The sequence below is a fragment of the Lapidilactobacillus gannanensis genome, assembly GCF_003946675.1.
GTDB lineage: Bacteria > Bacillota > Bacilli > Lactobacillales > Lactobacillaceae > Lapidilactobacillus > Lapidilactobacillus gannanensis.
This window is the reverse complement of the sequence record NZ_RHOT01000001.1, coordinates 94,509-114,317: the sequence shown is the minus strand read 5'-3', so window position 1 is coordinate 114,317 and position 19,809 is coordinate 94,509. Positions and strand designations below refer to the sequence as shown.

Sequence of the window (19,809 nt, the reverse complement as noted above, 5' to 3'; positions counted from 1 at the left end):
ATTAAATGACAAGAACGGAATATCCGCGGCCACAATTTAAGCGAGAAAATTGGCTTAATCTCAATGGGAAGTGGCAGTTTACCTTCGATGATCAACAAGAAGGACAATCAGCAAAGTGGTATCAAATAACATTACCTAATTCACATGAAATCATTGTTCCTTTTGTTTTTCAATCAGAGACGAGTGGAATCAATGATCAAAACGTCCATGATGCGATTTGGTACCAGCGTACTTTTGAAATTGAACCAGTTGCCCCTGATGAACAGGTGATATTACATTTTGGTGCAGTAGATTATCAGGCAAAAGTATATCTTAATCAGCACTATATTGGTCAGCATATTGGTGGCGATAATTCTTTTGCGTTTGATATTACTGATGATTTAGTTGTGGGAGAGCAACAATTGACAGTAGCAGTTTGTGACCGTACTTATGATGAGACCATTCCCCATGGCAAACAGTCATGGACAGGCAAATCAGAAGGAATCTGGTATACCAATACAACGGGCATCTGGCAAACAGTTTGGGTTGAAAAAATTAATAAACAGCATATAGCTGATATCCAAATGACACCAGACTTGGATCGGACGTCAATTGGGTTAAAGATTCAAGTACCTGATGTTGCAGTGGGACTTAATTTGGCCTATCAAATTTCCTTTAAAGGCGAGCTAGTTGCTAAGGATCAATTATTAATTACGAGTAATTGTTTGGAAAGATCAGTTGAATTATTTCAGCAACATATCTTTAGAACTGAATTTCATAACGATGGGTGGACTTGGACCCCAGAACATCCTAATTTATTTGATATCGACTTTCGGTTAGTTGATTCAGATGGTGTTATTAAAGATAACGTAAATTCTTATTTTGGTATGCGAAAAGTAAGTACTGAAAATGGCATGATTCAATTAAACAATCATCCCTATTATCAGCGATTGGTTCTGGATCAGGGATATTGGCCAACAGGCTTACTAACAGCGCCATCTGATGATGCTTATAAGGTTGACATTGAAATGGCGAAAAAGATGGGTTTTAATGGTTGTCGTAAACATCAGAAAATCGAAGATCCACGATTCTTATATTGGGCTGACAAACTAGGTTACTTAGTTTGGGAAGAGGTCGCCTCAGCACCGTATTACGCAACGGAAACTGCTAATCGCTTAATTGATGCTTGGCAAGAATCCGTTGTGCGTGATTATAATCATCCAGCAATTATTGTTTGGGTACCATTGAATGAAAGCTGGGGCGTCGATCGAATTCATTTAAATAATCAGCAACAGCATTTCTCAGAAGCACTTTATCATATGATTCATGCTTTAGATGATTCAAGATTAGTCGAATCAAACGATGGTTGGGATAATACTGCGACGGATATTGTTGCGATTCATAACTATAGTCATGGAACTAGTGCTGATAGTAAACAATATCAGTCATTCACTGAAACATTGTCGCATATTGGAAATTTAATTAATCAGGCACCTGGGAAATGGGATATATTTGCTAAAGGATTTCGTTATAACGGTCAGCCAATTGTATTGAGTGAATTTGGAGGGATTGGCTTTGCAGTTAACGACGTAAATGGATGGGGCTACACAACAGCATCCTCTTCCAAAGATTATTTAGGTGAATTAGAACGTGTTATTACCCCTGTAGCAGCGTCTAAAGGATTATGGGGATATTGCTATACTCAATTAACTGATGTCGAGCAAGAAATTAACGGTTTATTGACCTATGATCGGCAACCCAAGGCTGATATTAAAAAGATAAATAAAATATTTGATTTTGACTGTAATACACCACTTTCCCATAAAGAAGTGGAGATTAATAATTAATAGGATACACGTTTTTTGGTCGTCATTTGATTAATAGTGTTTTATTGTCGAACTTTAATAGATTGAAATCTTAATTTAAGTAGTATTAGAGTAGTAAAAAAGGCAATAGCCGAGAAATGATTTGTCTGCATAAGTTGAGGTTTAATTATGTAATTTTTTGACTAAGTAATAAGCACGTAAGCAGTATAAAAAGAGAGTCTGGGACATAAGTCTATTATCCAAAAAATAATACGAACGTTCGTTGCTGAAACGTATTCTCAAATGGCAACCGGTTCCGCTTAACGTAAAAATGTCGAGCAATTCTAACGAATTGTTCGGCATTTTACGTTAAAGCTCACCGGCTGACCGCCTTTTGGCGCACACTCATTTTTGCTAAATAAAAATTTAAGAGTGTACGGTATTACATGCTCTAGCCAGGCCTTATAAGAATTATTCTAGTATTCAATTTTAGTAATCAATACTTAGAACTTTTGCCACTATTTTATTGATATAGTACCAACTTACTTCCGTCGACCAAAAATTAATGAGGCTAGGGCGACTAAGATGATGGCACCTAAAATTGAAGGCACTAAGGCCATCCCTGCTAGTGAGGGACCCCATGAGCCAAAAAGGGCTTGGCCAAGTGTGGATCCTAAGAGCCCGGCAATAATATTTGCGATCCAACCCATGCGATTACCTTTACCAGTTAAGGCGCCAGCAATAATACCAATAATAGCACCTACAATTAAAGTCCAAATCCAACTCATGTTCTTTCCTCCTTTTGTTCAATTACTGAACGCGCGTTTCCTGATCATCAGTGATGGTTTCTTTTAATTTAGCGGCACCATCTTGTACAGCTTCTTTAGCCTTATCTGATTGTTTCGTAGCAAATTTTCCAGTTGATTTAGCCGCGTTGGTGACTTTATCTTGAACAGTTTCAGTAGCGGCTTCATGCTCTGCTTTTGTTTTAATATCCACAACGTTAATATTAACTTCGATAACTTCAAGATGAGTCATTTTGGCAACTTCATCATGGATGACATGCTTCATTTTATCAGCAATTTCAGGAATATCGCGACCATACTCAATGATGACATCCATATCGACAGCGACTTGTTTTTCGCCAACTTCTGTTTTAATACCAGCGGTGATATTGTCAGTGTTGACCAATTTGTCAGCAATGTTGGCAAAAAAGCCACCATCAATGTCTAAGAGACCATCAATATTTTCAATTGCGGTGCCAACAATTTTTTGGACAACTTTATCATCATAAGTGAGATGACCTTGAATTTGTTCCATAGTAGTTGACTGTTTTTGAGATTTAGATTGCGTCGTAGTTTCAGTATGTTTTTTTTCTAGTTGATTATCTTTTGTCATGTTAATGCATTCCTCCTAATGATTGTCAGTGTGTTTTAATAGTTGTTGGAAAATATCACTTTGCTGTAAATAAAAACCGATGATCATGCCAACAATTGCTAGAATGATGACTAACAAGGTTTTGAAAAAGCCAAGTGAGATAAATAGAACGGCCAAAATTATACCGAGGATACCGCCAATCATTGGAAACATAAAACGCTGCCAGAATGTTCTCATCTTGGGCCCTCCTTAAACTACTCGAGGGTTATTAACTGATTGTTTGTGATCTTGGTAGTCGATAAAGTTAACATCAACAACGACTTTTTCTTTAATACCAAGCAATTGCTGTAATTCTTGTTGAATCTCCCAACGAAAAGTATCAGTTTGATTAATTAACGATGAAGTTCGTTTTAACTGTGCTTTGATTAAGACACGAATTTTGTGCTTAGTGGCTCGCACCTTAATTTTCGGCTGACCAACGAAATCATTACTTGATAATTTAGAACGGATAAATCCTTCAATCGCCTTTTTTTCTAATACTAGCTGTCCACCCGATGATTTTAGGATAAATTGTTGTTGTAGTTTGGGATAAAAAAGGACGATTAGAAGGCTAGTAATTAGTAAAACCATTAGGCTGGCTGCTAACCAGAATGAAGACTGCCAGAAGTAACGGTTTAAAAATAAACTGTCGAAAAAATGAGCTGGCTGTAAGTCAAGATAAGGTGCGCCTAAAATCATGACAATCAGTAGTAAGATTGCTAGCAGTAGACTTAAAATGATACAAAGTGCTTTTACAAACCGGTTCATTTACTAACCCTCCTTAGATGACGGTTATTATTAGTACAATGGCCTCACCAACAGTAATTATGAAGTTGGCTGGCATTGAAATTACAGGTTCTGGGCAACATAATTCGCAGCTTGTGGTCGGTTAATTTAAACAGATAGACTTGCGTCGACGCTATTTCAAGTAAAAGGTTAACTCGTCCACTCGAATTTTGAATCACTACCAGTGACTATTTTGGCACGGTTGGTCTGTTAAAACTGATCAGCGTGTTGCCACCTAAATCTGCAATCGATTAGGCATTTTTTGATACGCTGGTGTTGCTTGCTTTTAAGATGGAATTTCAATCATTACTGATTGATTCAAATCAAGCAAAGTGGTTCTGTTGTCATCAACCCTCCTTATGATTTGATTATATGATAACAATTAAAAACGACAACTTTTATGCCTGATTATTTTTAATGGATAACTATATAATCCTTGCTACACAATTGATTGAGCAATTATTAAAAAATATTTTTAATTATAATGGTTATGATGATGAGTAGCTAAAACTAATTTAAGCAACTATGTATAGTGTTTCTAAATATGATCAATCGTGCTCAATTGATTTGGTGAATGAGTTAATAACCTTCTCTATCTAGTTAGAATTATTGTCAAATTGCTCTCTAGTAACCTCGAATGGCATTCACAGAAAATGTTGTTTAACAGTGAAATTGTTAAAACAAGACTGGCCCCGCCCATACTGCGGCCTGCTAGTCGCGGTATGCACTGACTGTCGATTCGAGCTTTTCTACGAAATCTAAAATTCAAGGCTTATTGTAGGTACTGTAGCGCCGACGGTCATTTCTACAACCAAATAAGGACAATTCTAACATTACTAGCTGTTCAAATTGTATTCAGTTTGGAAGCGCTCTATACTCATAAATGTTATGACAGATTAAGCAGATTAATTATGATCTGACCATATTGTTTAATCAAAAAAATGAATGAGTAAATATAGAAAGCGGGCTTTTAAGTGAGTTCAGAAAAAGTTGATCAATTAATGCAAGCAATGACGATTGCCGAAAAAATCGGTCAGTTGATTCAAACGACGGCGGATGTTTTTCCCAATGGGGATGCAGTTGTGACTGGGCCAATGAAGTCGGCGAATATGTCAGCAGAATCGGTTTATACGATTGGGACCGTCTTAGGGATTTCGGGTGCTAAGAAAGTTAAGCAAATTCAGTATGATTACTTGCAACATAATCGTTTGAAAATTCCCCTGATTTTTATGGCGGATGTGATTCATGGTTATCAAACGATTTTCCCAATTCCCTTAGCCTTAGGGGCTAGCTTTAATCCAGAAACAATGAAAATCGCTTCGCAAGTGGCGGCACAAGAATCAGCTGCTGGCGGGATTCATGTTACTTTTGCACCAATGGTTGATTTGGTTCGTGATCCACGTTGGGGCCGAGTAATGGAGTCCACTGGCGAGGATCCATATTTGAATTCAGTGATGGCAACAGCCAGCGTTCAAGGTTTCCAAGGTGACAGCCTAGACGATCATCATGTGGCTGCTTGTGTGAAACATTTTGCAGCCTATGGCGCCGCTGAAGCAGGCCGTGAATACAACACAGTTGACGTTTCAGAATGGCGGTTCAAAGAACAATATTTACCAGCTTATCAAGCAGCCGTTGATGCTCAGGCAGCGCTGGTGATGACGTCCTTCAATACTTTATTTGGCGTGCCAGCTTCAGCTAACCAACACTTGATGCGAGATATTTTGCGCCAAGAAATGGCATTTAATGGTGTCTTGATTTCTGACTGGAGTGCCGTGGCGGAATTAATTAATCACGGCGTTGCTGGTGACCATCAAGCTGCCGCTGATTTAGCCTTAAAGGCGGGCGTCGATATTGATATGATGGGCTATGCTTATGCCAAATATCTAGAAAAAGCTGCCGACCTTGATACAACCACCGCCCAATTAATCGACGAATCAGCACGGCGAGTTTTGGAATTAAAAGATAAATTAGGCCTGTTCACAGATCCATACCGCGGTCTTGACGACACACGTGAGGCAACTGAAATTAAAACGACCGCGAATTTACAAGCTGCTCAAGCTGCGGCTGAAGATTCAATTGTTTTGCTGAAAAATGACCGCGCGGTTTTACCATTAGTCCCAGAAACTCGGGCGGCACTAATCGGCCCAGTTGCTGATAGTGGCGACATCTTGGGTAGTTGGTCCTGGCAAGGTGATCCAGCTGCAACAGAAACCATCAAAACAGCATTGTCAGCTGCCATGCCTAATTTAACTTTTGCTGCCGGCAGTGATTATCGAACAAGCAGCGTGCGTGATCTCAAAGAAGCAGTGGCTCTTGCGCGGCAGCAAGATGTGATTATTGCTGCCTTAGGGTTGCCAGCCGATGAAAGTGGTGAAGCTACTAGTTTGGCCAACATTCAATTACCGGCTGAACAATTAGTCTTGTTACGAGAACTAGCCAAGCTAAATAAGCCAATTATTAGCGTGATTGTGGCTGGCCGTCCCTTAGACTTAACTGAGGTTGCTGATTTATCGACCGCAATTTTGTTCGCCTGGTTCCCAGGTTCTAAGGGTGCTGCTGCACTTAGCCGTATTTTGTTAGGTGAAGTCAATCCTAGCGGCAAACTGCCAATGACCTTCCCTCGTTCAGTGGGCCAGGTCCCAATTTATTACAACGAATATCGCACTGGTCGTCCCAGCACTAATCCCTTTGGCCGCGATGATATTAAATATCAGTCGAAGTATATGGATGAAGTCAATGCACCATTATATCCTTTTGGCTTTGGTTTAAGTTACGCTGATATTAGCGTCAAGGCGATTGAATTGGCTCAAACAACTGTAACGCCAGCCGACACCTTGGCAGTCACTGTCCACCTAGAGAATCAATCGACGATTAGTGGTAAGACCGTCATCGAGTGTTACACGCATCAACAAGTTGGTGAAACCGTCCGACCAGTTAAGAGCTTAGTCGCTTTTGAAAAAGTCGAAATTGCCGGTGAAAGTTTAGCTGACTTTACGATTGAAATCCCCTGCGAACATTTAGCATCAGTCCACCAAGATCTCCATCAAGCAGTTGACTCCGGGGAATATCAATTAATGGTCGGTTTGGATTCTGACCACTTGATTACTGTACCATTTACGATTGAGTAATAATAAGACGGCGCCAATAATCTCTCCCAAATAAGCCGTACTGATTAGGTATGATAGCTTAAATGGGCTATATAAATCTACCAACGAAAAATGCGATTACCTGCTGCTCTAATTAGAGTTAAGCAAGTAATCGCATTTTTAATTTGCACTAGCTTGATTTAAGTCGCTCCTTAGCTGAATAACGGTAGACCCAGCAATTTGCTGGTCTGAAAACTAAAATGATGCCAAGACTTCTCCAATTAGGAGTCAGTGGTGGCTGGGCGATTAAGAGGGCGTGGAACGACGTGGCCGTCGATTTGAGCTTTTCTGCGAAAATCTCAAATTCGAGGCTTATTGTAAGTGCTAAAGCGCCAACAATAATTTTACATCTGACGCCAATCGCCCAGCCACCACCGGAATAAACTAACAGAACTCATTGCCACTATTTGGAAAAACAGATTGGGGTGAACTAGTAGTTTTATTGACAAGTTTTCTGGCGTTGACTAAATCCATGTGCTAAAGAATTAAAAATCAATTATCAATTAGACTATTTTGGTCTTACTATTCAAATTCAATATTAGTCTTACAGAGTTGATTAACTCCACAATAAGTGCCTTAACCACTGACAATAGTAAAGTGCGCCACCTCAACTCCAGACGGAATGGAGGGCGTGGTTGTCAGCCGCCAAATTCTTCTAAGCAATTTATTGCTTAGAAGAAGGCTCGTATTTGAAACAATTGTGGGTTTCAATTGGTTCAAATCGATGCCGGCAGCGTTCCACGACCAGCAAGCCCGCAATGGCGTCAGAACTAATTCTGTTTCAAAACAGTACTGGGCGTATCATATTTGGTTAGAAAGGTTCGTTTAAATTGTTGTTAGAAAAAAATTCTAAATTAATTTTTATTGGCGATTCAGTTACTGATTGTGGCCGTGATTATGATGCTGAACCAGCTGGCTGGGGATCATTAGGTAATGGCTATGCCAACTTGGTCAATGCTGCTTTAACGGCGCTTTATCCTGAATATCGAATTATGGTGATCAACAAGGGTGTTAACGGTAATGATATTTTGAAGCTATCTGCTCGTTGGCAAAAAGATGTTTTAGATTTAAACCCTGATTATGTGTCGGTTTTAATTGGGGTCAACGATGTTTGGCGCCACTTCGATAATGCGGTTTTCCAGCAGCGTGATGATTTAGTTGACTTGGCCTTGTATCGCCAGAAGTACCAAGATTTAATTGATCAAACTAAGCCTCAAGTCAAGCAGATGATGATTATGAGTCCGGCAATGTTTGAACCGAATCGTCAAAATCCGATGCGAGCTCAGGTTGATCAATATCGCCAGGTTGCTGAAGAGTTGGCTCACAAAAATGGTTTACTTTATATTGATACGCAAAAGGCAATCGATCATTTTCTTGAGACAACTTCAAGTTATATTTTGACACAAGACCGGGTTCATCCCGGAGATTATAAAGGTCATATGTTAATGGCCAACACATGGTTAAATGCGATTGATTTTGATTGGAAACGAGGACAATAATGGTTACTACTGTTGAAGAAATAAAGAAGTATAACGAACAAGGGCCGTTTAAGGCTAATTGGGAATCACTTAGTCAGTTTGAAGTGCCGAAGTGGTTCAAACAAGCTAAGTTTGGTATTTTTACGCATTGGGGACTTTATACCGTTCCTGAATATCGGAATGAATGGTACTCCAGAAATATGTATATTCAGGGTTATCCTGAGTATGAGCATCATCGTAAAACTTATGGCCCTCAAGATAAATTTGGTTATAAAGATTTTATTCCAATGTTCACGGCGAAGAAATTTGATCCTCAAGAATGGGTTGATATTTTCAAACGTGCTGGGGCAAAGTATTATTTCCCAGTTGCTGAGCATCATGATGGTTTCCAAATGTATCGTAGCGAGATTTCTCATTATAATGCTTACGAAATGGGGCCAAAACGCGATATTATTGGCGAGTTAAAAACAGCTACCCAAAACGCCGGCTTACACTTCTGTACTTCAAATCATCGGGCTGAACATTGGTGGTTTATGAGTCATGGTCGTGAATTTAAGAGTGATATTCATGATCCAATGAAGAAGGGTGATTTTTACTGGCCAGCAATGCCTGAGCCTTATAACCAGGCGTTGTTCAGTGATCCCTACCCGACAACAGAATATTTGGATGACTGGTTAATGCGTGTGGTTGAAATTATTGACCGCTATCAGCCAGAGATGTTGTATTTTGACTGGTGGATTCAACATGATGCTTTCAAACCATATATCCAGCAGTTAGCTGCTTATTACTATAACAAGGGCCGCGAGTTAGGCTTCCCAACTGGAATTTGCTTCAAATATGATGGGATGGCTTTTGACACCGGGATTACTGATGTCGAACGTGGTGGTTTTGCGACAGCTAAGCCGTTCTACTGGCAGACTGATACGGCTATCGCTAATAATTCTTGGTGTTACACCAATACCTTGGAATATAAATCGGTTAATGAAATCTTGATTACTTTAGCTGATGTTGTTAGCAAGAACGGGAATCTTCTATTAAATGTCGGTCCTAAAGCGGATGGTTCAATTGCCGATCATGATCGCCAAATGCTTGAAGAAATTGGTGATTGGTTGGCTGTTAATGGTGAAGGTATTTATGGCAGTTCCCCATGGAAGCTTAGCAACGAAGGACCAACCAATATTAAAGAAGGTATGTTCCAAGATTTGTCAGCTTTACATTATGGTGTTAAAGATATTCGTTATACCGTAAATCATGGCAGTGTATATGCTTACGTTTTAAATCCAGAAGGTCAAAAACAGGCCACTCTGACAGCCTTCCATGAATTTGATGAAAAGAATGAACCACCGTTCCATGGTGTGATCAAGTCTGTTGAACAATTAGGACAAGGTGAAACGACTTGGCAAATTAAACCAGAGGGCATGGTCGTGAACATCAAACCTGATGCAGCTAATCATCCTGTTGGTATTAAAATTAATTTAAAGTAAAGGATCGCGACAATCATGCAATTAATCGAGAAAACAATTAAAACAAAATTAACCGACAATGCTAAATTTTATGGCTATGTATTAGATAACTCTCCAGAAATGGATATTAATCGGCGCCGGCCAGCAATTTTAATTATTCCTGGTGGTGGTTATGCTATGACCTCTGATCGGGAAGCTGAACCAGTGGCCATCAAGATGTTATCCAAGGGCTACCAAGCCTTCATCTTACGTTACAATGTTGCTCCAGTTCGTTACCCAGCTGCTTTATTAGAAATCGCTAGCTCAGTGAAATTAATTCGGGACAATGCTGAGGCATGGCATGTGGATCCCGACAAGATTATTCTAGCTGGTTTCTCAGCTGGTGGGCATTTAGCCGCTAACTTAGCGACTGCTTGGAATGGTCAATTATTGCAAGGTTATGGTTACAAACGTGAAGACATTCAACCCAATGGCTTGATGTTAGGCTACTCGGTAATTACTTCTGGCAAATATGCTCACGTTGATTCTTTCAAGAATTTGCTGGGCGATGATTATAATAATGAAGTCATTCGCGAAAGTGTTTCATTAGAGAAGCAAGTGACCGCTGCCACACCAAGAACCTTCTTGTGGCATACTTACACCGATGATTGTGTGCCTGTAGAAAACTCATTGTTGTTTGCTGATGCGCTTAAAAAAGCCAATGTTCCTTTAGAGATGCACATCTTCCCACAAGGTGGCCATGGCTTGAGTTTAGGCACTGCTGAAACTGCCATTGCGGAAAATGGTTATGGTATTCAAACAGATCTCAGTGTTTGGCCAGATTTATTCGCAACTTGGGTCAACAATTCTTTCAATAAATGAACTAATCAATGAATAGAAAATGGTGGTGACTAGCAATGAAATTTTTATGTTTTGATGTCGGTGGTACTTTTGTTAAATACGCGCTCTTCAACGAACAAGCAGATTTTTTAGCCAAGGACAAATACCCAACAGATTCGTCGACGCCGGATAAATTCTTTACGCAAATGGCCCAAATTGCCAGTCAATATGATGATTTGACGGCCATTGGTATTAGTTTTCCGGGATTTATTAATACAGAAACTGGTGTGGCCGTTCGCGCTGGTGCCTTAGGTCAACTGGACGGGCAAAATATTGTAGCGGCTCTACAAGCTAAACTAAATCACCCGGTACCAATTGCGATTGAGAATGATGCTAAGTGTGCGGCCCTGGCTGAAAAATTAAATGGTAATGCCCAAGATGTTCATGATTTTGCGGTGATTACTTTAGGTACTGGCGTTGGTGGCGGCATTGTGATCAACGACGAGGTACTTCACGGCGAGGGTTTCCGCGCCGACGAGTTCGGCATGATGGTGACTGATTATACATCACGTGGGGTGGCAACTTTACACGATTTAGCTTCGACTAGTGCGCTAGTCAAGAGTTATGCAACTGCTAAAAAGTTGCCCGTTGACCAAGTTTCTGGCGAACAAATCATGGCTGATTTAGCCAATCCAGAAACAAAAGCGATTGTTGAGAACTGGGCAGTCCACGTAGCCATTGCTATTTTCAACTTGGTGGTCACCAATGCACCACAACGGATTTTAATTGGTGGCGGCATTAGCCAAAATCCATTAGTCATGCCGTTTATCAAAGCTGCTTTGAAAAAGATGCCATCTTGGTCAGATTTTCATGCTGATGTGGTCGTTTGTGCACATCATAATGATTCGGGACTGATTGGTGCATTGGCTTTAGCCACAAAAACAGTTAAGGAGGCTTCATAAATAGTATGTATTATCAAAAATTAGATGATTTTCCCAAGAACTTCCTCTGGGGTGCTGCTTCAGCGGCTTACCAAATTGAAGGTGCTTATAACGAAGATGGTAAAGGCCCTTCAATTTGGGATACTTATGCCCATACTGAAGGTAATACTTATAAAGGAACCAACGGGGATGTAGCGATTGATCATTATCACCATCTTGAAGAAGATGTTGGGTTAATGGCCAAAATGGGCCTGAAAGCTTATCGTTTCTCCGTTGCATGGAGCCGCGTGATTCCTGACGGCGAAGGTGAAGTTAATCAGGCGGGGTTAGATTTCTATATTCGCTTAGTGAAATTATTAAAAGAAAATCAGATTGAACCAGTTTTGACGTTATATCATTGGGATTTACCGCAAGCTTTACAAGACAAATATTTAGGCTGGGAATCACGGAAGACCGTTGCTGCTTTTGCCAAATATTGCCGTGTATTGTTTGAAACCTTTAAAGATGACGTGAAATATTGGGTTACTTTCAATGAACAAAACGTCTTTACTGGCCTAGGCTATCGTTGGGGCAATCATCCACCTAAAGTAACTGATATTAAGCGAATGTACGCCGCTAACCACATTGTTAACTTGGCTAACGCGACGGCAATCAATTTGTTCCACGAAATGGTACCAAAGGGTTTAATTGGCCCTAGCTTTGGTTATGGCCCGGTTTATCCATTAACTGGTGATCCTAATGATGTTTTGGCCTCAGTTAATGCTGATGATTTCAATAATAATTGGTGGCTAGATGTTTATTGCCGTGGTGAATACCCATACTTTATGATGAAACGGCTACAAGCCATGGGGATTGCTCCCGAGGTAACGGCTGCTGATCAGAAACTATTGAAGAGTGCTAAGCCCGACTTCTTAGGAATCAACTACTATCATGGTGGCACCGTGCAAACTAACCGGTTACAGAAGAAAGTGGCTGCTGATGACAAGAAAGACTTCTCATCAACTGACCCATACTTAATGCAGCCTAAAGAAGATCAAGCACAATCACCTGAAATTCCCATGTTTAATTCTGTTTCTAGTCCATATCTTGAGAAGACGGAATGGGGCTGGGAAATTGACCCAATTGGTTTCCGGGTAGCTTTGCGGCAAGTTTACGAGAAGTATCGGTTACCAATTTTCGTGACTGAAAATGGCTTAGGTGCTGCTGATCAATTAGTCGACGGTCAAGTCAATGATGATTATCGGATTAAGTATTTGGCAGATCATGTGTTGACAATGAAAGAAGCCATCACTGACGGCGTCGAAATGATTGGCTATTGTGCATGGTCCTTCAGTGATTTACTCAGCTGGTTAAACGGTTATCGCAAACGTTATGGTTTTGTTTATGTTGATCGTGATGACGACGGTCCTAAAGAGCTGAAACGGATCCCTAAGGCTAGCTATTATTGGTACCAGAAATTGATTGCTGACAATGGCGCTGATGTTCAGGAGAAACATGACTAAAAAAAGTCCGCTATTTCTGGGTAATTTAAACAAACTTGATAGCGTTTGCACTAATTAGTTGATTCTCGCCGCATTTTAGTAGACAATATGAATAAAGTAGTTAGTTAGGCTACTCAAGTAACTTATTGTTAAACGCTTTATTTTTGAGTAGCAATAATAATGATGATAACGTGAAATGCTTCTGTGGCAAGTCCGCTGAGGTTTTCGTTGTCAAATTAAAGATAAAAGTCTGCATCAACTTGACTGAACTGATGAGTGGAAATAACGATAAATTATTTAAAGGTTGGTACTGCCTGTGATAAGTTAGCAGTCAGCCTAAGTAAGAGGCGGTTCCTACCAGCAGTAAACGACTTGATAATCTCTTATTAGAGTAAGCAAAAATCGCGGATTAAACAGTGAGTAGCCGCGATTAAGGCTTAACTTGATTGCAGACGCTAATGAAAAATCAGAATAATCTGGAGTAGGCGTTATGATGCAATCAAATAAAAATTTAGTGCGCGTTTTAAATGAACAACGGGTTTTACAGCAGGCCTTTAATTATGGCCCGATTTCCCGTAGTCAAATTTCGAAGAACTTAAATCTGAATAAGGTCACTGTTTCTGATATTGTCGCTAGTTTAATTGACCAAGCCTATTTAATTGAATTAGGTCAAGGTGATAGCACTAAAAATGGTGGTCGGAAACCGACTTTATTGAAATTCAACGCTCAGTTGGGTTATGTGGTGAACTTTGATTTAGGGTACGATTATATTGATCGAATGTTTAACTTGATGGATGGTCGGGTAATCAGCGTCGAACGCTATCCCGCTAAGGATATGTCGATTGAAGATCGGTTGGAGCTAATGGCAAGTTTAGTGCACACCGAACGATTGCAAACTGATGTGCCTTTGTTAGGCGTTTCAGTGGCCGTTCATGGGATTATCGACCACAATCAAGTTTTATACACGCCATTTATTGATTTTAAAGGGTTAGATATTGCCAAAATTCTCGAAGAAAAGCTGGAAGTGCCTGTTTTACTTGAGAATGAAGCCAATCTCTCGGTTATTTACGAACGCGATTTCGAAAGCCGCGATGACATTGATAACATTGTTTGTATCAGTATCCATAAAGGGATTGGTGCTGGGATCATCATTAACAATGATCTTTATACTGGTAAGCACGGTGAAGCCGGCGAAATTGGGCACCAAATTATTTATGATCAAGACTTTATGAATCATCGCGAACCAAATACAATTGAAAAATATTGTTCAGAGGATTCCGTTTTAGATACTATTCGCCAAGTAACGAAGCAACCGGATATTCAAGCAGCCGATATTTCCAAGCTCTATTATCAAAATGATGCTCAGGTGCATTTAATTGCTGATGATTTCTGCTTCTATATTGCCAATATTATCTACAACACCATTGTCACCTTTGATCCTAAACGGGTAGCCTTAAACTCAAGCTTAGTTTCGGCAATTCCCGAGCTGTTGACCAAAATCAAGCTGAATATTCCGCATTTAACTAATGATGAAACCCAAGTGGACGTGGTTGATAATGTCCGCAATGCCACGATGCTTGGTGGTTGTTCTATGATCATTCATCATATTTTGGAGTTAAAGAGTGGTCAGTTGTTCTTTAGATAAAAATGAAACCATTTCCGATTAATTTCGGGAATGGTTTTTGTGTTGAATAGGTACTAAGTCTTCCCCAATTGGCTTGGTGGTTGCTGGGCGATTTTTAGGGCGTGGAACGGCGTGGGCGTTGATTTGAGATTTTCGAAGAAAAGCTCAAATCGATGGCCGCACCGTTCCACGACAAGCAGCACGGAATGCAGTCAGAACTAATTCTGTTTCAAAAACTTCACTAGGCTTTAACTTTTTTAAACTTGGATTTGTAATTGGCATCAATCAATCCCGGCCGCGTTCCACAACCCGCAGCCCGGAATGCAGTCAGAATCAGGTCTGTTTCAACGCCTTCATCAGGTTTTTGAGCACCATTATAATGATAAATTGGCTTCTAAAAAAGCTGGATATTTTTTTAAATTGTTGCTTACAAAACCCTTGTTTATTTTTTAGGAAAGCGCTATACTATTTTTGTAAGTAAGTTAATTATATAAACAAACTAAATAAAGTTCTGGAGGCTTTTCATAATGGCTAAAACATACTTCCCTAACGAAGGTAAAATTCCTTTTGTTGGGACGAAAGATTTAACATCTGGCTTAGGCTATCATTATTACAATGCTGACGAAGTTGTCGGTGGTAAGAAGATGCGTGACTGGTTACGTTTCTCAGTTGCTTACTGGCATACTTTTGGTCAACAATTAAACGATATCTTCGGCGATGGCACCGCTGTTCGTCCTTGGAATGGTTTAACTGGCATGGATCTTGCTAAAGCTCGGGTTGAAGCATCATTTGAATTCTATGAAAAAATGGGCGTTGATTTCTATTGCTTCCATGATCGTGACGTTGCGCCTGAAGGTTTGACTTTACGGGAAACAAACAAGAACTTAGACGAAATCACGGATATGTTTGCTGAATACCAAAAACAAACTGGGATGAAAGTTCTTTGGAACACAGCTAACATGTTCACTAATCCTCGTTTCGTTTCTGGTGCGGCTTCATCACCATTCGCTGACATTTTTGCTTATGCTGCTGGCCAAGTCAAAGAAGGTTTGGACATTGCTAAGAAAGTCGGCTCTGAAAACTATGTTTTCTGGGGTGGCCGTGAAGGTTACGAATCATTATTAAATACTGATATGCAACGTGAACAAGAGCATTTAGCTAAGTTCTTCCACATGGCTGCAGATTATGCTAAGGAAATTGGTTACGAAGGTCAATTATTGCTTGAACCAAAGCCTAAGGAACCAATGATGCACCAATATGATTTTGATGCTGCTACCACCATCAACTTCATGAAGACTTATGGTTTGGATGGCACTTACAAGTTGAACCTTGAAGGCAACCATGCTAACTTAGCTGGTCATACTTACCAACATGAAATCCGAGTTGCTCGTGAAGCTGGTTTGTTAGGTTCATTGGATGCCAACCAAGGCGACAAATTAATTGGCTGGGATATTGATGAATTCCCATCAGACTTATACGAAGCTACTTTGGCAATGTACGAAGTTGTTGAAAACGGCGGCTTAGGTCGTGGTGGTTTGAACTTTGATGCTAAACCACGTCGTTCATCATTCACTGTTGATGATATGTTCTATGGTCATATTGTCGGCATGGATACCTTCTCAGCTGGTTTGAAGGTAGCTTTGAAGTTGAAAGAAGATAAAGTCTTTGAAAACTTCATTACTGATCGTTATGCAAGTTACGATTCAGGTATCGGCGCTAACATCGAAGCTGGCAAGGAAGACTTCAAGTCATTGAATGATTACATCATTGACAAGCCACAAACTGCTTTATTAGCAGCAACTAAGTCAGGCCGGATCGAAGAATTGAAAGATACTTTGAACCATTATATCGTTGAAACATTACACTAATCATTAAATAAAAAACCAGAAAAAGAGTAAGGCAATCACATTGCTTTGACACAAAGATGTGGCAAAGACGGACTTAACAGTCAGGTGTTTGCCTGGCTCTTTTTTTATGGAAAAAGTGAGGGAAAATCATGAAGTATGTTATTGGCGTTGATTTGGGTACTAGCGCAGTTAAAGTACTGTTAGTTGACCAATCCGGGGCTGTGACCGCTCAGGCTAGTGCTGCTTATCCATTACAACAACCACAACCAGGTTATAGCGAACAAAATCCCGAAGATTGGGTCAGCGGTGTTAAGGACGCGATCGAGAAATTATTTGCGACTAGTAAAGTTGCGGCCAGTGATATTGAAGGGCTCAGTTATTCCGGTCAAATGCATGGTTTAGTATTACTAGATGCTGCAGGTAAAGTTTTGCGTCCAGCAATTCTTTGGAACGATACCCGAACGACAAAGCAGTCTGAAGAAATCATGGCTAAAATGGGTGATAAGTTCCTAGAAATTACTCGTAATCGACCACTCGAAGGGTTCACTTTGCCTAAGATTCTTTGGGTCAAAGAAAATGAACCTGAAATTTTCAAGCAAGCAGCAACGTTTGTTTTACCAAAAGATTACGTTCGTTATCGCATGACTGGCACACTGAATATGGAATTATCAGACGCCGCCGGGACAGTGATGGTGGATATTGCGAAGAAGGCTTGGAGTCAAGAGGTTTGCGATGCTTTTGATCTGCCAATGTCAATTTGCCCTCCATTAGTTGAAGCAACTGATCAAGTCGGCATGATTTCAGCCGATTTTGCAAAAGAAAGTGGTTTAGCAACTAGCACTGCTGTTTTTGGTGGTGGTGCTGATAATGCTTGTGGTGCCATTGGTGCAGGCATTTTACGGCCTGATCAAGCAATGTGCAGCATTGGTACTTCAGGCGTTATCTTGGCTTATGAGCCCGATACGCAAGCTGACTATCATGGTCAATTGCATTTCTTTAATCATGCTGTTCCTGGTCGATTTTATTCGATGGGGGTTACGTTAGCTGCTGGTTATAGTTTGAGCTGGTTTAAGAAGACCTTTGCCCCAGAAGCATCGTTTAACGATTTCGTTGGCAGTGCCTCAACTTCAACAATTGGTGCTCACGGTTTATTGTTTGCACCATACATTGTCGGTGAACGCACGCCTTATGCTGATGCGAAAATCCGCGGTAGTTTTATTGGGATTGATGGCAAACAAACTCGCGCTGATTTTGTCCGCGCCGTGCTAGAAGGGATTGTTTTCTCGTTCCGCGATATTTTAGACATTTACGAAGCTAATGGTAAGAACTTTAAGCAATTAGTTTCCATCGGTGGCGGTTCTAAAAGTGAGCTCTGGTTACAAATTCAAGCTGATATCTTCAATAAGGAAGTTGTCCGTTTGGAAAGTGAGCAAGGACCTGGCATGGGCGCAGCTATGATTGCCGCCGTTGGCTTAGGTTGGTTTGCAGACTTTAGTGGTTGTGCAGAGAAATTTATCGCCGTCAAAAAGGTTTATCAGCCAAATCCAGAACATGTTGCCGAATATCAGCAGTTACATCAGATTTATCAACAGATTTATCCCCAAACGAAAAAAATGACGGGTGCGCTACTAGATTTCGAAGAGTCACATCAAGTATAATTCAGAGCGTAAACGCTTTATTCAAATTGAGAGGTCTTAATTTTTAGTATGAAAATTCTGGGTTATCAACCACGAGAACTCGCTATTCGCAGTGGCTTCGCACTAATTGGTGTGACGATTCAAGGCTTTGGCGCCGCGACTTTGCGAGTTGCCGGTGTTGGCGTCGATCCCTACTCCGCTTCAAATATTGGTGTTGGTAAATTGCTGGGTATGAGTCTGGGCATTTATCAACTGATCATCAATGCGGTCATTTTAATTGCGATGTTAATCTGGGGCCGCAAGTATATTGGTACTGGTAGTGTTTTTAACATGGTCTGTGTCGGTTTCTTCATTGATTTATTCACGGCGATGTACCATGATCAGTTTCACCTGACTAGTGTCTCACTACCAGTTGAAATTGTGATGTTAATTATTGGTACGCTGATATTTACTTTTGGTGCATCATTTTATATGGCAGCCAAAGTTGGCACCTCACCTTATGATGGTATCTCGCCAATGATTGTTGATCACACTGGCTGGCATTATCGACCAGTCCGGCTGATCCAAGACATTAGTTTCTTAGGATTGGCTTTACTAGTGGGTGGTCCCGTGGGCATTGGTACGATTGTCACTGCCTTTTGTTGTGGTCCCTTTATTGTCTTCTGGGATGAAAAAATCGGCTCACCACTGATTGAACATTACAGCCGGCCTAAGGTTACTGAAGTGGAATAGAGCTGTGACTTCTTAATGTAAACTAGTTTTGGCGGAATAGTGCCAAGTCTCCCCCAAATTTGAGAAGGTGGTTGCTGGGCGATTTTTAGGGCGTGGAACGGCGTGGGCATTGATTTAAGCTTTTTCTACGAAAAATCTTAAATACAAGCCTTATTCTAAACGGTAAACCGTTAAGAATAATTTCACTGCTTCTCGCAAAATCGCTCGTACGCAAAGAAACCCCCTTACCTGACGCCAATCGCCCAGCAACCACCAGATGAAACTAACAGAATTGAGCACCAATGTAAGCAAATCAGATTGCAGTGAACTACAAAGCCTGTGTGACAATCTTTCGAGATGGAATTGAAAGATGTCATACAGGCTATTTTTGTCTTACTATTCAATTATTATTGCTGAATGAATTAAGTTGCTCAATCCTACTAACACTGCCTTAACCACAAACAACAGTGAAAGTCACTAACTTAACTCCAGACGGAATGGAGGGACCGGGTTGTCAGCCAATGGTTTTTATTTGCGCCCGAGCTTGCGAGTAGCAGCCAAATTTGTCTTACTGCTTTAGCAGTTAGACAAAGGGTTGTATTTGATATTGTTGCGTAGCAATAAGCTCAAATCAATCTCGGCCGCGTTCCACAACCCGCAGCCCGGAATGCAGTCA

Annotated in this window: 15 protein-coding genes; 11 read left to right on the top strand and 4 right to left on the bottom strand. The window is 40.5% G+C overall.

The genetic code is table 11. The features are described 5' to 3' along the window. The first annotated feature begins 5 nt into the window (after positions 1–5). Positions 6–1,826, top strand: coding sequence for a glycoside hydrolase family 2 protein (locus tag EKM81_RS00525; RefSeq protein WP_125646795.1), 1,821 nt, complete (start codon positions 6–8; stop codon positions 1,824–1,826). A gap of 500 nt (positions 1,827–2,326) precedes the next feature. Here the strand turns inward: EKM81_RS00525 and EKM81_RS00520 are convergent, their stop codons facing one another. The 4 genes from EKM81_RS00520 to amaP are packed head-to-tail and all read right to left on the bottom strand — an operon-like array spanning position 2,327 to position 3,968. Beyond that, complete coding sequence (locus EKM81_RS00520) at positions 2,327–2,572, bottom strand: GlsB/YeaQ/YmgE family stress response membrane protein (RefSeq protein ID WP_125646792.1); 246 nt, start codon at positions 2,570–2,572, stop codon at positions 2,327–2,329. 22 nt (positions 2,573–2,594) lie between these two features. Next, positions 2,595–3,182 carry an Asp23/Gls24 family envelope stress response protein gene (locus EKM81_RS00515; RefSeq protein WP_125646789.1) on the bottom strand — a complete coding sequence of 196 codons (588 nt, stop codon included), beginning with the start codon at positions 3,180–3,182 and terminating at the stop codon, positions 2,595–2,597. 15 nt (positions 3,183–3,197) lie between these two features. Further along, complete coding sequence (locus EKM81_RS00510) at positions 3,198–3,398, bottom strand: DUF2273 domain-containing protein (protein ID WP_125646785.1); 201 nt, start codon at positions 3,396–3,398, stop codon at positions 3,198–3,200. Positions 3,399–3,410: 12 nt separating this feature from the next. Then, complete coding sequence (gene amaP / locus EKM81_RS00505; protein ID WP_125646782.1) at positions 3,411–3,968, bottom strand: alkaline shock response membrane anchor protein AmaP; 558 nt, start codon at positions 3,966–3,968, stop codon at positions 3,411–3,413. A gap of 992 nt (positions 3,969–4,960) precedes the next feature. On the opposite strand from amaP, the gene EKM81_RS00500 reads away from it, so the two are divergent. The 10 genes from EKM81_RS00500 to EKM81_RS00455 all read left to right on the top strand — a co-directional run bounded on the left by EKM81_RS00500 (position 4,961) and on the right by EKM81_RS00455 (position 19,154). After that, on the top strand, positions 4,961–7,114 hold the full coding sequence (locus EKM81_RS00500) for a glycoside hydrolase family 3 N-terminal domain-containing protein (RefSeq protein ID WP_125646779.1): 2,154 nt from the start codon (positions 4,961–4,963) through the stop codon (positions 7,112–7,114). A gap of 851 nt (positions 7,115–7,965) precedes the next feature. After that, complete coding sequence (locus EKM81_RS00495; RefSeq protein ID WP_225420125.1) at positions 7,966–8,631, top strand: SGNH/GDSL hydrolase family protein; 666 nt, start codon at positions 7,966–7,968, stop codon at positions 8,629–8,631. Next, a complete protein-coding gene (locus EKM81_RS00490) occupies positions 8,631–10,094 on the top strand; it encodes an alpha-L-fucosidase (RefSeq protein WP_125646774.1) in 1,464 nt (487 codons plus the stop codon). Before EKM81_RS00495 ends, EKM81_RS00490 begins: the two co-directional genes overlap by 1 nt. 15 nt (positions 10,095–10,109) lie before the next feature. Further along, entirely contained in the window at positions 10,110–10,934 is an 825-nt protein-coding gene (locus EKM81_RS00485; RefSeq protein ID WP_125646771.1) for an alpha/beta hydrolase, read from the top strand. Positions 10,935–10,969: 35 nt separating this feature from the next. Further along, positions 10,970–11,854, top strand: coding sequence for an ROK family protein (locus tag EKM81_RS00480; RefSeq protein WP_125646768.1), 885 nt, complete (start codon positions 10,970–10,972; stop codon positions 11,852–11,854). 5 nt (positions 11,855–11,859) lie between these two features. After that, positions 11,860–13,335, top strand: coding sequence for a glycoside hydrolase family 1 protein (locus EKM81_RS00475; protein WP_125646766.1), 1,476 nt, complete (start codon positions 11,860–11,862; stop codon positions 13,333–13,335). A 469-nt stretch (positions 13,336–13,804) separates the two neighbouring features. Then, positions 13,805–14,959 (top strand): ROK family protein, encoded by a 1,155-nt coding sequence (locus EKM81_RS00470; protein ID WP_125646763.1) that lies wholly within the window; start codon positions 13,805–13,807, stop codon positions 14,957–14,959. Between the two features lie 506 nt (positions 14,960–15,465). Continuing rightward, positions 15,466–16,806, top strand: a complete 1,341-nt coding sequence (gene xylA, locus EKM81_RS00465) for a xylose isomerase (RefSeq protein ID WP_125646760.1) — start codon at positions 15,466–15,468, stop codon at positions 16,804–16,806. Between the two features lie 128 nt (positions 16,807–16,934). Further along, entirely contained in the window at positions 16,935–18,443 is a 1,509-nt protein-coding gene (xylB, locus tag EKM81_RS00460; protein ID WP_191987254.1) for a xylulokinase, read from the top strand. A 48-nt stretch (positions 18,444–18,491) separates the two neighbouring features. Further along, on the top strand, positions 18,492–19,154 hold the full coding sequence (locus EKM81_RS00455) for a YczE/YyaS/YitT family protein (RefSeq protein ID WP_125646754.1): 663 nt from the start codon (positions 18,492–18,494) through the stop codon (positions 19,152–19,154). The last annotated feature ends 655 nt before the right edge of the window (positions 19,155–19,809 follow it).

What these genes read in the sequence shown, in the direction of transcription:
- EKM81_RS00525 (WP_125646795.1), top strand. Translation starts at nt 6, where the DNA reads ATGACAAGAACGGAATATCCGCGGCCACAATTTAAGCGAGAAAATTGG.
- EKM81_RS00520 (WP_125646792.1), bottom strand. Translation starts at nt 2,572, where the DNA reads ATGAGTTGGATTTGGACTTTAATTGTAGGTGCTATTATTGGTATTATT.
- EKM81_RS00515 (WP_125646789.1), bottom strand. Translation starts at nt 3,182, where the DNA reads ATGACAAAAGATAATCAACTAGAAAAAAAACATACTGAAACTACGACG.
- EKM81_RS00510 (WP_125646785.1), bottom strand. Translation starts at nt 3,398, where the DNA reads ATGAGAACATTCTGGCAGCGTTTTATGTTTCCAATGATTGGCGGTATC.
- amaP (WP_125646782.1), bottom strand. Translation starts at nt 3,968, where the DNA reads ATGAACCGGTTTGTAAAAGCACTTTGTATCATTTTAAGTCTACTGCTA.
- EKM81_RS00490 (WP_125646774.1), top strand. Translation starts at nt 8,631, where the DNA reads ATGGTTACTACTGTTGAAGAAATAAAGAAGTATAACGAACAAGGGCCG.
- EKM81_RS00485 (WP_125646771.1), top strand. Translation starts at nt 10,110, where the DNA reads ATGCAATTAATCGAGAAAACAATTAAAACAAAATTAACCGACAATGCT.
- EKM81_RS00480 (WP_125646768.1), top strand. Translation starts at nt 10,970, where the DNA reads ATGAAATTTTTATGTTTTGATGTCGGTGGTACTTTTGTTAAATACGCG.
- EKM81_RS00475 (WP_125646766.1), top strand. Translation starts at nt 11,860, where the DNA reads ATGTATTATCAAAAATTAGATGATTTTCCCAAGAACTTCCTCTGGGGT.
- EKM81_RS00470 (WP_125646763.1), top strand. Translation starts at nt 13,805, where the DNA reads ATGATGCAATCAAATAAAAATTTAGTGCGCGTTTTAAATGAACAACGG.
- xylA (WP_125646760.1), top strand. Translation starts at nt 15,466, where the DNA reads ATGGCTAAAACATACTTCCCTAACGAAGGTAAAATTCCTTTTGTTGGG.
- xylB (WP_191987254.1), top strand. Translation starts at nt 16,935, where the DNA reads ATGAAGTATGTTATTGGCGTTGATTTGGGTACTAGCGCAGTTAAAGTA.
- EKM81_RS00455 (WP_125646754.1), top strand. Translation starts at nt 18,492, where the DNA reads ATGAAAATTCTGGGTTATCAACCACGAGAACTCGCTATTCGCAGTGGC.